This is a genomic window from Pseudomonas sp. NPDC087814 (assembly GCF_044742865.1).
Taxonomy (GTDB): Bacteria; Pseudomonadota; Gammaproteobacteria; order Pseudomonadales; family Pseudomonadaceae; genus Aquipseudomonas.
On sequence record NZ_JBIUVK010000025.1, the window covers coordinates 1 to 15,052 of the forward strand.

Sequence of the window (15,052 nt, forward strand, 5' to 3'; positions counted from 1 at the left end):
TGCATCGGTGTTGGCGTAGAGCGTACTTTCCAGACCTACAGCCCGCAAATCGACAGCATGGCCGTTAAACGTCGCGGTGACGTACGTAAAGCCAAGCTGTACTACCTGCGTGACCTGTCCGGTAAAGCAGCTCGCATCAAGGAAAAACTGGCTTAAGTCCAGCTTCCCGATGCAGAAAAAAGCAGCCTACGGGCTGCTTTTTTGTTGCCTGAAATTTGTCTATTTCCCCGGTACTTATTCATGACTACTCGCCTCGAAGAAATTCAGCGTCGTACTGACCTCTCCGTTACCCATGTGACCAAAGCCGTTTTTCCACCGACTACCAACCATCACAACACGCTGTTCGGCGGCACCGCACTGGCATGGATGGACGAAGTGTCGTTCATTACGGCTACGCGTTTCTGCCGCTTGCCGCTTGTAACGGTCTCCACCGACCGTATCGATTTCAATCACGCGATACCGGCGGGCTCCATCGTTGAATTGATCGGACGGGTGATCAAGGTGGGCAACACCAGCCTCAAGGTCGAGGTGGAAGTGTTTGTCGAAAGCATGAGCGCTGACGGACGAGAAAAGGCCATCCAGGGTGTGTTCAGTTTTGTCGCGATTGATGCTGACAAACGACCGGTGCCCGTGCTGCCAGGGTTTGCCGACTGATCCTGGATCGAGTCGCTTTTGTGGCAAGGGAGCAAGCTCCCTTGCCACAGATTATTTGCCCGCTTTCATTGATGTGTAGCGGCCCGTGCTGCGATAGGATCTACCCGACATCGCCATTTTCCCTGCTTGAGCCCTCATGTCCGCCATCGACCACCCGCAGATAGACCGCTTCCTCGACGCCCTCTGGCTGGAAAAAGGCCTGTCGGACAACACCCGCCAGGCTTACCGCAGCGACCTCGCGTTGTTCAATGGCTGGTTGCAGGAGAAAAACCTCGAGCTGCTCGATGCCGGTCGCGAGCTGATTCTCGACCACCTGGCCTGGCGCCTGGAGCAAAACTACAAGCCTCGCTCTACTGCGCGTTTTCTCTCAGGCGTGCGTGGCTTCTATCGCTACCTGCTGCGGGAAAAGCTGATCGCTGTCGACCCAACCCTGCAAATCGACATGCCACAGTTGGGCCGGCCACTGCCCAAATCCCTGTCGGAAGCCGACGTCGAAGCCCTGCTCGCAGCCCCCGACCTGAGCGAAGCCATCGGCCAGCGCGACCGTGCCATGCTGGAAGTGCTGTATGCCTGCGGCCTGCGCGTCACCGAGCTGATCAGCCTGACCCTGGAACAGGTCAACCTGCGCCAGGGTGTATTGCGCGTAATGGGCAAGGGCAGCAAGGAGCGCCTGGTGCCCATGGGTGAAGAGGCGATCGTGTGGATCGAACGCTACATGCGCGACGCCCGAGCCGAGTTGCTCAACGGTCGGCCCAGCGATGTGCTGTTTCCCAGCCAGCGCGGCGAACAGATGACCCGCCAGACCTTCTGGCATCGCATCAAGCACCAGGCCAAGGTTGCCGGCATCGGCAAGTCGCTGTCGCCCCACACCCTGCGTCACGCGTTCGCCACGCATTTGCTCAACCACGGCGCGGATTTGCGCGTGGTTCAAATGCTCCTGGGCCACAGCGACTTATCCACCACCCAGATATACACCCATGTGGCGCGGGCACGTTTGCAGGAGATGCACGCCAAGCACCATCCCCGTGGATGAAAAACACTTCGGAAAAAGCCCAATTTCCCCGCGACTGGCTGCCCTGCGGCCCAACTGTGGTAGGCTTTGCCGGTTCGCAAAGGGGACGGCCCAAACCCGTGTTTGAAGATCGGTGTTCCTGCTCCCGTCCCTGCATCTGCCTTCAGGAGTTCCCATGCGCTTGACCCAGATTTTTGCCATCGCAGCCATTGCGTTGGTCTCAACCTTTGCCGTCGCCGACGACGCCGCAGAGAAGACAATCCGCAAGAGCCTGGAAGCCCTCCAGCTCGACACCCCGATTGAAAGCATCAACGCCAGCCCGATGGCCGGCCTGTACGAAGTCAAGCTCAAGGGCAGCCGCGTGCTGTACGCCAGTGCCGATGGCCAGTACATCGTCCAGGGCTACCTGTTCCAGCTCAAAGACGGCAAGCCGGTGAACCTCACCGAGAAAGCCGAGCGCCTGGGCGTGTCCAAGCTGATCAACGGTATTCCGGTGGCTGAAACCGTGGTTTACCCGGCCATCGGCGAAACCAAGACCCACATCACCGTGTTCACCGACACCACCTGCCCGTACTGCCACAAGCTGCATGCCGAAGTGCCTGAGCTGAACAAGCTCGGCGTTGAAGTGCGCTACGTGGCGTTCCCGCGCCAGGGCCTGGGTTCGCCGGGTGACGAGCAGTTGCAAGCCGTATGGTGTTCGGCCGACAAGAAAGCGGCCATGGACAAGATGGTCGATGGCAAGGAAATCAAGGCCGCCAAGTGCGCCAACCCGGTTTCCAAGCAGTTCGCCCTCGGCCAGTCGATTGGTGTGAACGGTACGCCGGCCATCGTTTTGGCTGACGGCCAGGTGATTCCGGGCTACCAGCCTGCGCCGCAAGTTGCCAAACTGGCACTGAACGCAAAGTAAGCATTATCGTCGAGCCTTGACGATCATGATCCGCCGACAGTTCGGCGGGTCATTAATAGAGAGCCGCAGTTGTGCGGCTGTTTTCACGGCCGACCTTGAGTCGGCCGTTTCATGGGGAGTTCTTCAGTGAAACCGGTCAAAGTAGGCATCTGTGGGTTAGGGACCGTCGGTGGCGGCACCTTCAACGTACTTCAGCGTAACGCTGAAGAAATTTCCCGCCGTGCAGGGCGTGGGATTGAAGTGGCACAAATTGCCACGCGTACGCCAAAGCCTCAGTTCCAAACGACCGGTATTGCGATTACCAACGATGTCTTCGAAGTCGCCACCAACCCTGAAATCGATATCGTCATCGAGCTGGTAGGCGGCTACACCGTGGCCCGCGAGCTGGTGCTCAAGGCCATCGAAAACGGCAAGCATGTGGTCACTGCCAACAAGGCGCTGATTGCCGTGCACGGTAACGAAATCTTCGCCAAGGCCCGCGAGAAGGGCGTGATCGTGGCGTTCGAAGCCGCCGTGGCCGGTGGCATCCCGGTGATCAAGGCGATCCGTGAAGGCCTGTCCGCCAACCGTATCAACTGGGTGGCCGGCATCATCAACGGCACCGGTAACTTCATCCTCACCGAAATGCGCGAGAAGGGCCGTACCTTCGAAGACGTGCTGGCCGAAGCCCAGGCCCTGGGTTACGCCGAAGCCGATCCGACCTTCGACGTGGAAGGCATCGACGCTGCCCACAAGCTGACCATCCTGGCGTCCATCGCCTTTGGTATCCCGCTGCAGTTCGACAAGGCCTACACCGAAGGCATCACCAAGCTGACCACCGCCGACGTGAACTACGCCGAAGCCTTGGGCTACCGCATCAAGCACCTCGGTGTGGCGCGCAGCACCCCGGCCGGTATCGAGCTGCGTGTGCACCCGACACTGATCCCGGCCGACCGCCTGATCGCCAACGTCAATGGCGTGATGAACGCCGTGATGGTCAACGGTGACGCTGCCGGTTCCACCCTGTTCTACGGCGCCGGCGCCGGCATGGAGCCGACCGCTTCGTCTGTGATCGCCGACCTGGTGGACGTGGTGCGTGCCATGACCAGCGACCCGGAAAACCGCGTACCGCACCTGGCCTTCCAGCCGGATTCGCTGTCGGCCCACCCGATCCTGCCGATCGAAGCCTGCGAAAGTGCCTACTACCTGCGCATCCAGGCCAAGGATCATCCGGGCGTGCTCGCCCAGGTGGCCAGCATCCTGTCGGAGCGCGGCATCAACATCGAATCGATCATGCAGAAGGAAGTCGAAGAACAAGACGGCCTGGTGCCCATGATCCTGCTGACTCACCGTGTGCTGGAGCAGCACATCAACGACGCCATCGCCGCGCTTGAAGCGTTGCAGGGCGTGGTTGGGCCGGTGGTGCGGATTCGCGTCGAACACCTGAACTAATCGTTTTGCGGCAAGGGCCCCACGCGTTCGGCGGCCCTTGTTCAAGCATGCTCTAGAGGAGCCAGTCATGCGTTATATCAGCACCCGCGGCCAGGCACCGGCCCTGAATTTCGAAGACGTTCTGCTGGCCGGTCTGGCCACTGACGGCGGCCTGTACGTGCCGGAAAACCTGCCACGCTTCACCCAGGAAGAAATCGCTTCGTGGGCCGGCCTGCCGTACCACGAGCTGGCGTTCCGGGTCATGCGCCCGTTCGTCACCGGCAGCATCCCGGATGCGGATTTCAAGAAAATCCTGGAAGAAACCTACGGCGTGTTTTCCCACAGCGCCATTGCCCCGTTGCGCCAACTGAACGGTAACGAATGGGTCCTGGAGCTGTTCCACGGCCCGACCCTGGCGTTCAAGGATTTCGCCCTGCAACTGCTGGGTCGCCTGCTGGACTACGTGCTGGAAAAACGCGGTGAGCGCGTGGTGATCATCGGCGCTACTTCCGGTGATACCGGCTCGGCGGCGATCGAAGGCTGCAAGCACTGCGAAAACGTCGACATCTTCATCCTGCACCCGCACAACCGCGTGTCGGAAGTGCAGCGTCGGCAGATGACCACGATCTTCGGCGAGAACATCCACAACATCGCCATCGAAGGCAACTTCGATGACTGCCAGGAAATGGTCAAGGCCAGCTTCGCCGACCAGAGCTTCCTCAAGGGCACGCGCCTGGTGGCGGTGAACTCGATCAACTGGGCGCGGATCATGGCCCAGATCGTCTACTACTTCCATGCTTCCCTGCAGTTGGGCGGCCCGGCGCGTTCGGTGTCGTTCTCGGTGCCAACCGGCAACTTCGGCGATATCTTCGCCGGTTACCTGGCACGCAACATGGGCCTGCCGATCAACCAGTTGATCGTCGCCACCAACCGCAACGACATCCTGCACCGCTTCATGAGCGGCAACCAGTACGTCAAGGAAACCCTGCACGCCACACTGTCGCCGTCGATGGACATCATGGTCTCGTCGAACTTCGAACGCCTGCTGTTCGACATGCACGGTCGCAACGGTGCTGCCCTGGCCGGCCTGATGGACAGCTTCAAGCAAGGTGGCGGTTTCAGCGTCGAGCAGGAGCGCTGGACCGAAACCCGCAAGCTGTTCGACTCCCTGGCGGTGGACGACGCAGAAACCTGCGAGACCATCGCCGAAGTCTACGCCCAGACCGGCGAGCTGCTGGACCCGCACACCGCCATTGGCGTCAAGGCCGCGCGCGAATGCCGCCGCAGCCTGGACATCCCGATGGTGATTCTCGGCACCGCGCACCCGGTCAAATTCCCGGAAGCGGTAGAGAAGGCCGGGGTTGGCAAGGCGCTGGAATTGCCGGCGCACCTCACCGACCTGTTCGAGCGTGAAGAGCGTTGCACGGTATTGGCCAATGACCTGAAAGCGGTACAGGCGTTTGTCAGCCAGCATGGCAATCGCGGCAAGCCACTCTGAGCCAACGGCTTTGCGTGGTGGATCAAGCCCGTCTTCGTGACGGGCTTTTTCATTCTGGCGAGCCATACTTGTGCGGCGACCAACAAGAATAATCAAGGAAACCCAACCGGTGTATTTATCGACCCGAGCACACGCGTGGCTGGCATGTGTGCTGCTGCTTGGCCATGGTTCGGCAAGCCTCGCGGCTGTCAGCCTGCCGTTCAAGCTGGTGCCGGCGTTCATTGCCCTGGAGCCCATGCCCCTGACGGTCAGCGAGCAGCAATGGCTGGCGGCCCATCGGCCACTGAGAGTGGGCATTTCGATTGATGACTATCAGCCGATCGATATCACCCGCGACCGCAATCGCTACCAGGGCATCAGCGCCGATTACCTGAGCCTGATCGGCGCGCGTCTGCATGCACCGATGCAAGTCCTGGGTTTTGCCGAGCGGGCGCAGGCGGTGGAGGCCCTGCGGAGCGGCGCCATCGATATTCTCACCAGTGCCAACGGTTACGAGCGTGATGTGTCGGGGTTGCGCTTTACCGAAGACTACATGCCGGACCGCTCGGTGGTGGTCGTGCGCCGGGATGACAGCACCCAGAACGAGGACCTCAAGGACAAGAAGCTGGTGTTGCTGGACGGTTACGCCAACGTCAAGAACGTCCATCAGGCGTATCCCGGGAGCCACATCATGCTGGCACCGAATCTCTACAGTGGCCTCGAAGCGCTGAAGCAAGGTGATGCCGATGCGTTTATCGGCAACGAAGTGATCGTGCGCGCCTATAAATCGCTGCGGCCCTACCTGGGCTTGCAGATCAAGGTGGAAAGCCGGCTGGCGCCCATCGGCTTTGCCTTTGCCACGCGGGAGGCCGACCCGCTGTTGGGGACGCTGATGGACCGGGCGCTGGCGAGTATTGATGAGTCTGTGCGGCGGGAGATCCTTGCGCGCTGGACCACCGGACTGGGGGTGGGCATTGCCGCCGAGCGCATCGCCTTGTCGGCCCCGGAGCGGGCCTGGGTACTTCAGCATCCGCATGTGGTGGTGGCGTCCCAGCAACTGTCTCCCTATGTATTCAAGGACAAGGACGGCCAGTGGGTGGGGCTGAATGTGGACTTGCTCAACCGCATTTCACGCATGACCGGCCTGCAGTTCGTGATGGAGGAAGTGTCCTCCACGGCACAGACCCTGGGGTTGCTGGAAACGGGCAGGGCGGACATGAACACCACCCTGGCCGAAAATCAGGAGCGCAAGGCCTTTCTCGATTTCAGCCATGGGTTCGGGGGCTCAGGCTGGGTGTTTATCCAGCGCGCTGACGCACCGCCAGTGGCCAGTTTGAGCGAGCTTTCAGGCAAGGTGCTGGCGCTGCCGGCACGCCATGTCCTGGAGGGATATATTCGTCGCGAGCACCCCGGGATCAAGCTGCAACCGGTGGATAACTACGTCCAGGCCCGTGAGCTGGTAACGCAGGGTCGCGCGGCGGCGACTATCCAGAGTGAAGTGGAAGTGCAGAGTTACCCGGCCGATGAGTTGCGCATCGGCCGCAGTGTCGAGGGCAAGTGGTCGGCCAACAGCCTGTCGGTGCGCAAGGATCAACCGGAACTGCTGAGCATTTTGAACAAGGCGCTGGAAGCGCTGCCGGTCGCGGAATTGAGCGCCCTGCGTTTGCGTTGGCTGGGTAGCGTACCCGTCCCGGTGCCGGCCTGGCAGCGTGTGCCGCCATGGGCCTACTGGACGGTCGCCATGGCGCTGCTGTTTGTGCTGGTGTCCCTGGCCTGGAACAGCCGGCTCAAGCGCCAGATTCGCCAGCGCCTCCAGGCCGAGCAGCGGCTCAACGACCAGTTGGCGTTCAAGCGCGCGCTGCTGGACGGCATGCCCAACCCGGTATTTGTGCGTGATCTGGAAGGACGCCTGGTGACCTGCAACACCAGCTATGAACAACAGTTGAACACCCGGCGCGAGCAGATCCAGGGCCTGACGCTGATGGAAAGCGGGCTGATGCCTGACGCTACGGCCGCGCGCCTGCATGCCGGCCACATGGAGCAATTGGCGAGCCAGCAGTCGCTGTTCGTCGACCGGCAGCTGGAGTTCAATGGCGGGGCGTTTCATGTGTATCAGTGGACGGTGCCGTTCTTTGACGCCAAGGGCCAGCTCCAGGGTTTGCTCGGTGGCTGGGTCGATATCAACGAGCGCAAGGTCCTGGAGCTCCAGCTGATGGATGCGCGGCAGGCCGCTGACGAAGCGAACTACGCAAAAAGCGCGTTTCTCTCGACCCTGAGCCACGAGATTCGCACGCCGATGACCGCCATTATCGGTCTGCTCGAGCTGGAGCAGGAGCGTGCCCTGGCTGAAGGCAAGCCAGTGTCTGAAGCCCTGCGAGTGGCCCATCGCTCGGCGCGGGAGTTGATTGCCCTGATGGGTGACAGCCTCGACCTGGCCAAGATTGAAGCCGGTCATCTGCAACTGGCGCCGCAGGCCACTGACTTGAGAGGTTTCTTCGAGGGCATACAGCGCTTGTTCGAACCCATGGCGCAGAAAAAGGGCCTTCACCTGACCCTGGCATTCGACCCGAGCGCGCAAGGGTATTACTGGTTCGACCCGCTGCGCCTGCGTCAGGTTATCCATAACCTGTTGGGCAACGCGCTCAAGTTCACCTCGCGCGGCGAGGTTCGGGTCAGTGTTGCGCGCAAGCTTGACCCGGCGGGGGCCGAATATTTGCAGCTGTGTGTGGAGGACAGCGGGCCGGGCATTGGCGTCGAGCAGCAGGCGCGAGTGTTCAAGCCGTTTATCCAGGTCAGCGCGCGGACGGCTGCCGAGCACGGCGGCACGGGACTGGGCTTGAGCATCTGCCAGCAACTGGTGGAATTGATGGGAGGCAGCATCACCCTGAGCAGCGTGGTGGGAGAGGGCACGGTGGTGTGCATCGACCTGTACCTGGATCGGGTCAGCAGTGACGACGTGCCAGCATCTGCCGGTGTACCGCTGCTGGTCGCCGGCCGCAACCTGTCGGTGTTGGTGGTGGATGACCTGCCGGCCAATCGGCTGGTGCTGGTTCAGCAGTTGCAGTTCCTGGGTCATCAAGTAGTGGCCGTCGACTCGGCCGAAGCGGCCTTGCAGCGTTGGCATCATGAGGTGTTTGACGTCCTGGTCACCGATTGCAATATGCCGGGCATGTCCGGCTACGCCTTGAGTGAGGCCATCCGCCGGCTTGAAGCCCAGGAGCAACGGCCACGCCTGGCGCTGGTGGGTTGCACGGCGAATGCCCTGGATGATGAACAGCAGCGCTGCCGGGAGGCGGGAATGGATGAACTGCTGGTCAAGCCCGTGACCCTTGAGCACTGGACGCGTGTGCTCGCCCGCGTCGTGCCTGCACGCTCTTTCAGCATCCAGACCCTGCGCACCATCACCCAGGCCGACGGACCGGTTTTGCAGCGGATGCTGCAGGAGCTGGCGAGGAGCCTTGAGCAGGAGCATAACCTGATGGCCTCCGCCATGGCGGACCACGACCAGGTCCGGCTGGCCGCCTCGCTGCACCGCCTGAAGGGCATATGCTGCCTGGTGGATGCGTTGCCGCTGGCCAAGGCCTGTGTGGCGCTGGAAGGGTGTATTCGGGAGCAGCGCAACGCTGAGGTTGAACTGCACTGGTTAGCGCTGCGCGAAGCATTGATCGAATTCCAGGTCGAGCTTGAGGCTTATCTGGACCCGTCCGAATAAGACATGTCCTATGGGGAAGGCGCGGGGTTTTTATTAGTCTGTGCACCTTCGCTTCTCCCCGGTAACGTTTTTCATGCGCTCCCTCAACGTCCTGATCCTCGAAGATAACCCGTTCCAACTGATGGCCCTGCATCAGATGCTCAACGCCAACGGCGTATTCAATGTACGCACGGCCGAAACGGTCGACGCCGCTCGCCAGTCACTGGAGAGCAAGGGCGCGGTGGACCTCGCGATTTGCGATCTGTACCTGGAGCAGGGTGATGGCCTTGAGCTGATTCGGGAAATGGCCGAGCGCCGCCAGGCTCAGGTGTTGATCCTGCTGAGCAACGCCGAGCCGGATGTGCTGGAAGGCGTGGCGCACATGGCCCGACAGTTGGGGCTCAACGTGCTCGGCTGCCTGCCCAAGCCGGCGTCGGCAACGCTGATCGGGAAAGTCCTCGAGGCGTGCCGGGAACGCTTGCGGCCCGGGCCGCCGGTGGTGTCCTGGGAGCGGGTGCGTCAGCTGCTGGACTTGAGCGAATCCGAGCAGTTGCCGCCTTCGGCGGATCTGAGCCAGGCCGCTATCGCCCGCTGCGGCACGGTCTGGTATCAGCCCATTGTCAGCCAGGCGGGCGCGTTGCAAGGTGTTGAAGCGCTGGCCCGCTGGCAGCTTCCTGACGGCGAGTTGCTGTTGCCTGACGCGTTTCTGCCGGTGCTGGAGTTTGCCGGAATGGAAGAGGCGTTTACCTGGTACGTGCTGGAACAAGCGCTGGGCCAGGCGGCACACGTCATGCGCGAAACCGGGCAGGTGCTGCCGGTGGCGGTGAATATCCCGGGGCGGATGCTGGAGCGTCCGCACTTTCCCCAAGTGCTGCAAGGCTTGCTGCAACTTCACGGCGTGCCCGCCCGTGGCCTGACCCTGGAACTGGTGGAAACCTCGCGCCTGAACACCGACAGCGCCCACGTCACCGGCTTGCTGCGTTTGCGGATGATGGGGTGCAAGCTTTCCATCGGTGATTTCGGCGTGGGCGGCACCAGCCTGCAACGCTTGCTGGAATTGCCCTTCAGCGAATTGAAGATCCCGCCGGCGTTTGCCAGCGGCATGGCCAGGGACGATCGCAAGGCGGCAGTGGTTGCCGGCGCCATGAGCATGGCGAGGCGACTGGGTGTGGGTGTGGTGGTGACCGGGGTTGAAAGCGCCGCCGACTATCACGCGGTGAGTGAACTGGGGGCTGCGTGGTTGCAAGGCTGCTTTATCGCCGGCCCCATGGACGCCGAGGCGCTGAAGCAGTGGATCGCGTTTCAGGCTAGGCCAGCCCGTGTTCCTGCACATAGATAAACAGCGCGGCGTCGTTGCTCAGGCCCAGCTTGCGCATGGCGCTGACCTTTTGTGCACTGACGGTTTGCTTGCTGCGATGAAGATTCGCGGCGATCTCGCCTACCGTCAGGCCGCCGGCCAGCAGGCGGATGACTTCCAGTTCACGGGGTGAGAGTTGATCCTGGGAGTGCACACGCTCGACGCCTGCCAGGTTCAGTGACTGACTGATAGTCTGGGCCACATAACGTCGCTGCTGGCGCACCTGACGGATTGCTTCAGGCAATTCGTCTGCGAGACTGGCCTTGCTCAGCAGGCCCATGACACCCAACTCCAGGATGGCGTGGAACAGGCCGGCGTTGTTCAGCATGGTCACCACCACGATGGGCAGGCCCGGGTGATGCCGGCGCAGTTGTTCGATCAGGCGCAAGCCGTCGGCCTGGGGCTCGGCGGGCATCATGAAGTCGGTCACCAGAATGTCGCAGGCACAACGTTGCAGCAGTTCGCCAAGGGCCTGGGGTGAGTTGGCTTCACCGACGATGGTTAGCCTCTCGTCACGCTCCAGGACCGCCCGCAGACCGATGAGGAAAATCGGGTGGTCGTCGGCGAGGACGATGCGCAATGGCTTGTCAGACGTTTCGTTCAATACAGGCTCCCGGGGTAATTCGGGGATTCTAGCCTGTTAACGCAGGAGAGGGTCTGAAGGTGCGGTTTACAAAGGTGTAAAAAACGCCGCGTCCCCGTCCGTGGGGCAGCGGCGTTTTTCGTTTCTGGCAGGCCCGGTCGGAGTGATCGTTTAGGCGAGTAGTTTCTGAGCCACTGCCATTACGGTTCCGACAGCCGTGAAGAAGCCGATGGCGATACCAACGGGATACCAGAAATTCTCTCGGGTTATCTTGTGGGATTCTGCGTTTAGCTTGCGTTGCTCGGCATAAATTCTGGATATGTCGGCGTGAATCTTCTCTAGTATTGCCTGCTCTTTTTCGTGTTCCAGCATGGTCTTCGTCCTTCGCAACGGGGCCTTTTGGTATGCGCTGTTTATCGATGTGCCGGCATGATCAGCGCTCACCGAGTATAGGATTCACCCTCGGCATCAGCGCCAAAACGGCAACTCATTGAGTAAGCAGTTATGTGCTGCCGTTTTTTGCTTGTCATGTTGCAAGCGCATGCTGGACACGTCATCCCCCGGCAACCCTTGAAAGACGAAAAAGCGAACTTTCCTACGACGCAAATAGTCACTTAGGATAGATGCAGCTCCCGTTTACACGATTGTTTCCGAACTATTGAGTGGTGATCGAGATGGAAAGTATCAGCCTATTGCTCGGTGAAGCACTGAGCCCTTATCAGGTCACGCTGACCACCTCGGGTGTGCAGGGCGAATGCCTGGTGACCGTAAAGAATCCGGCCGGTGCCATCCTGGTCGAACGAGAAGTCGACCAGGCACAATTGACCGACAAGCGTGCATTGGTGGATGTGGTGGACTGTTTGCACCGCGACTTGATGATTGCCGAAGGACGCCTGGAACCCTCGGTCATGGCGGCCCTGCGTAATGCGGCCCTGACTCGGCCGATTGCCTGCGCATGAAGATTTGTTTTTGTTGGGAACCTTCCTACGGCAAGGTGAGTCAGATTTTGTAACAGCGAGATCAAGCATTGTGCTCCGGTGCTTGTGGCTCGTTGTTACTGGTCTTTTTAGGCCCTTATTAACCCCGAGTTGTCTCCCCACTGCTCGGGGTTTCTTTTTGCCTGCGATTTGTCATGGGCTCGGGGCATCCTGGAAAAACGTCGGGTGGTCTTGCAGGTATTGCTCACGCATGACCGGGTCGAGCCATGAGGCGTAGGACTGTCGCAGTTGCTCCTGCGGGATCTCGCGCAGCACCTGATTGATCCGCTCGATAGCCGTGCGGCCTGAGGCGTTATCCGTGCAGGCAATCCGGGTCAGTTGATAGGGCGGGGTGCCTTTGATGGGGTAGAAGATCAGCTCCTGTGGATCAATGCCTTGTTGCAGCGCCTGGTAGCGCACTTCTGTCCAGTAACCCAGCACCGCTTCCAGCCGCCCCTTTCGTTGCATCTGCAGCAGGCTGCCGAGGGCGTCATTGCCGTAATGCGGCGCCAGTTTGTGAGCACTGGTGTGCTTCAGCGCTTCATCGATGATGGAGCCGTAGCTGCGTTCGGCGATGATGCCAAGGCGCGCATCCCGTGCATTCAAAAATGCCTCCAGGTCGAACCGTCCATCCACCACAAACGGCGCCAGCAGCGCCCGCTGACCCTGGCGGATCGTCACCCCGTTGCTCACGGCCGCGAAGGCCTGGGCGGAAAACACGATGGTTTTAGCGCGCTCCGCCGTCCACAGCAGGGACGGGTCGCAGGTAAGCGTGCCGGGGTCGCGGAGCATCTGCATGCCGCGCGCGCGGTTCACGTGGAGGATCTGATGTCGATACTCCGGCATGTGTTCGGCGAGTATCGGCAGCAGTTGGTCGAGGGCGCCCTGGCCTTTTTGCGGGCCTTCGAAAATCGTCACTGGCGGCAGGTCACGCAACAGCCAGATCAAGGTTTCCTGGGCCTGGCTCGACAGTGGCCAAGTCCCGAGCAGTGAACCCAGGAGGCAGAGTCGAATGATGAAGCGCCGGCCCATCAGATCGCGCCGTTCTCACGCAGGCGAGTAACGGCGGCCGCATCGTAGCCCAATTCAGCGAGCACCACGCTGTTGTGCTCGCCCAGCTGCGGTCCGACCCACTCACAGCTGCCCGGTGTGTCCGACAGTTTGGGCACGATGCCGGGCATCTTGAAGTCCTTGCCGCCCGGGAGCTGCGCCTTGAGGAACATCTCGCGGGCGAGAAATTGCGGGTCTCTCAGCATGTCTTGCGCGCTGTAGATACGGCTGGCGGGCACTTCGGCCTTGTTCAACTGTTCCACCACTTGCTCAAGCGGCAGCGAGTTGACCCAGCGATCAATCACCCCGTACAACTCATCGCGCCGGCTGTCGCGGCCATCGTTGCTGGCCAGTGCCGGGTCGTTGGCCAGGTCGTCGCGACCAATGGCTGACATGAAGCGCTTGAAGATCGCGTCGCCATTGGCGCCGATCTGCACATGTTTGCCGTCGGCGCTGGTGTGGATCGAGGAGGGCGTGATGCCGGGCATGATGTTGCCGGTGCGCTCGCGGATAAAGCCGAACACGTCGAACTCCGGGATCATGCTCTCCATCATCGCGAAGATCGCTTCATACAGCGCCACATCCACCACCTGGCCGAGCCCGCCATTCACTTCACGATGACGCAGGGCCATCAGCGCCCCGATCACGGCCCACAACGCCGCGATCGAGTCCCCGATGGAAATCCCGGTGCGCACCGGCGGGCGGTCCTCGAAACCGGTGATGTAACGCAGGCCCCCCATGGATTCGCCCACCGCGCCAAACCCAGGCTGGTCCTTCATCGGCCCGGTCTGGCCAAAGCCCGAGAGGCGCACCATCACCAGTTTCGGGTTCAGGGCGTGCAAGGTTTCCCAGCTCAGGCCGAGCTTTTCCAGCACGCCAGGGCGAAAGTTCTCAATCAAAATGTCGGCATCCGCCAACAGTTGCTTGAGGATCGCCAGGCCGTCCGGGTGTTTCAGGTTCAGGGTCAGGGATTTCTTGTTGCGCGCCTGCACAAACCACCACAGCGAGGTGCCTTCATACAGCTTGCGCCACTTGCGCAGCGGGTCGCCGCCATCCGGGGATTCGACCTTGATCACCTCGGCGCCGAACTCGGCGCAGATGCGCGACGCAAACGGGCCGGCGATCAAGGTGCCGAGTTCGATGACTTTCAGGCCGGCAAGTGGTTTGGCGGTAAACGACATGAGGAACCTTTCGGGCAGGGCAGGGATGTGAGCCTTTTAACATAGGCGAGTGGCGCAGTGATAAGGATGATGCAGCGCAGGATTCGTTGAATCACCTCGCCATCGGTTAGACTTGCCGCCTTTCCCTGTCTCTAGAAGTCCGTTCATGGCCCAGCCGTCCACGACCTACAAGTTTGAACTCAACCTCACCGACCTTGACCGTTCGGTGTACGAGAGCGTCAAGCAGACCATCGCCCGCCACCCTTCGGAAACCGAAGAGCGCATGACCGTGCGTTTGCTGGCCTACGCGCTTTTCTACAACGAGCAGCTGTCTTTCGGTCGTGGCCTGTCAGATGTAGACGAGCCGGCGCTGTGGGAAAAAAGCCTGGATGATCGGGTCCTGCACTGGATCGAAGTCGGCCAGCCGGACGCGGACCGCCTGACCTGGTGTTCCCGCCGTACCGAACGCACGACCTTGCTGGCCTACGGCAGCTTGCGCGTCTGGGAAGGCAAAGTGGTGCCGGTGGCGAAGAACCTGAAAAACGTGAGCATCGCCGCCGTACCCCAGGAAATCCTGGAAGTGCTGGCCAAGGACATGCCCCGGGTGATCAAGTGGGACGTGATGATCAGCGAAGGCACGATCTTCGTGACCGATGACCGTGGGCAGCACGAAGTCCAGCTGGAATGGCTGGCTGGCGAGCGCGGCTGAAACGTCGATAACTGATTGGACGCTGGTCGAGTGTGGGAGCTGTCGAGCTTCAGCGAGGCTGCGAT

At 61.1% G+C, this 15,052-nt stretch carries 14 protein-coding genes; 10 read left to right on the top strand and 4 right to left on the bottom strand.

What is annotated here, in order from left to right; all coding sequences use genetic code 11:
- From ACIOMR_RS18520 to ACIOMR_RS18555, 8 genes are all read left to right on the top strand, one after another.
- Positions 1-156, top strand: a 156-nt coding sequence (locus ACIOMR_RS18520; protein ID WP_401195756.1) for a 50S ribosomal protein L19, incomplete at its 5' end; no start/stop codon positions are given.
- Between the two features lie 84 nt (positions 157-240).
- Positions 241-654 (top strand): acyl-CoA thioesterase, encoded by a 414-nt coding sequence (locus ACIOMR_RS18525; protein ID WP_016977715.1) that lies wholly within the window; start codon positions 241-243, stop codon positions 652-654.
- A gap of 136 nt (positions 655-790) precedes the next feature.
- Positions 791-1,687, top strand: a complete 897-nt coding sequence (gene xerD / locus ACIOMR_RS18530) for a site-specific tyrosine recombinase XerD (RefSeq protein WP_003209584.1) — start codon at positions 791-793, stop codon at positions 1,685-1,687.
- Positions 1,688-1,841: 154 nt separating this feature from the next.
- A complete protein-coding gene (gene dsbC / locus ACIOMR_RS18535; RefSeq protein ID WP_003209582.1) occupies positions 1,842-2,573 on the top strand; it encodes a bifunctional protein-disulfide isomerase/oxidoreductase DsbC in 732 nt (243 codons plus the stop codon).
- Between the two features lie 126 nt (positions 2,574-2,699).
- Positions 2,700-4,004, top strand: coding sequence for a homoserine dehydrogenase (locus ACIOMR_RS18540; RefSeq protein WP_003209580.1), 1,305 nt, complete (start codon positions 2,700-2,702; stop codon positions 4,002-4,004).
- Positions 4,005-4,071: 67 nt separating this feature from the next.
- On the top strand, positions 4,072-5,481 hold the full coding sequence (gene thrC / locus ACIOMR_RS18545; RefSeq protein ID WP_008438237.1) for a threonine synthase: 1,410 nt from the start codon (positions 4,072-4,074) through the stop codon (positions 5,479-5,481).
- Between the two features lie 109 nt (positions 5,482-5,590).
- Positions 5,591-9,172 carry a transporter substrate-binding domain-containing protein gene (locus ACIOMR_RS18550; RefSeq protein ID WP_401195687.1) on the top strand — a complete coding sequence of 1,194 codons (3,582 nt, stop codon included), beginning with the start codon at positions 5,591-5,593 and terminating at the stop codon, positions 9,170-9,172.
- A gap of 73 nt (positions 9,173-9,245) precedes the next feature.
- Positions 9,246-10,490, top strand: coding sequence for an EAL domain-containing protein (locus tag ACIOMR_RS18555; RefSeq protein WP_401195690.1), 1,245 nt, complete (start codon positions 9,246-9,248; stop codon positions 10,488-10,490).
- Here the strand turns inward: ACIOMR_RS18555 and ACIOMR_RS18560 are convergent.
- Entirely contained in the window at positions 10,459-11,112 is a 654-nt protein-coding gene (locus ACIOMR_RS18560; RefSeq protein WP_003209573.1) for a response regulator transcription factor, read from the bottom strand. The genes ACIOMR_RS18555 and ACIOMR_RS18560 overlap by 32 nt on opposite strands.
- Positions 11,113-11,262: 150 nt before the next feature.
- Positions 11,263-11,463, bottom strand: a complete 201-nt coding sequence (locus ACIOMR_RS18565; protein WP_003209572.1) for a hypothetical protein — start codon at positions 11,461-11,463, stop codon at positions 11,263-11,265.
- A gap of 302 nt (positions 11,464-11,765) precedes the next feature.
- Here ACIOMR_RS18565 and ACIOMR_RS18570 point away from each other — a divergent pair, with 302 nt between their 5' ends.
- Complete coding sequence (locus ACIOMR_RS18570; protein WP_401195693.1) at positions 11,766-12,050, top strand: DUF3509 domain-containing protein; 285 nt, start codon at positions 11,766-11,768, stop codon at positions 12,048-12,050.
- A gap of 171 nt (positions 12,051-12,221) precedes the next feature.
- On the opposite strand, the gene ACIOMR_RS18575 is transcribed toward ACIOMR_RS18570, so the two are convergent.
- Positions 12,222-13,100 (bottom strand): TIGR02285 family protein, encoded by an 879-nt coding sequence (locus tag ACIOMR_RS18575; RefSeq protein WP_401195695.1) that lies wholly within the window; start codon positions 13,098-13,100, stop codon positions 12,222-12,224.
- Positions 13,100-14,299 carry a CaiB/BaiF CoA transferase family protein gene (locus ACIOMR_RS18580; protein WP_401195698.1) on the bottom strand — a complete coding sequence of 400 codons (1,200 nt, stop codon included), beginning with the start codon at positions 14,297-14,299 and terminating at the stop codon, positions 13,100-13,102. Before ACIOMR_RS18580 ends, ACIOMR_RS18575 begins: the two co-directional genes overlap by 1 nt.
- A gap of 145 nt (positions 14,300-14,444) precedes the next feature.
- Between ACIOMR_RS18580 and ACIOMR_RS18585 the strand changes: the two genes are divergently transcribed.
- Positions 14,445-14,987: a YaeQ family protein gene (locus ACIOMR_RS18585; protein WP_003209567.1), complete on the top strand. Its 543-nt coding sequence runs from the start codon at positions 14,445-14,447 to the stop codon at positions 14,985-14,987.
- Positions 14,988-15,052: the final 65 nt, after the last annotated feature.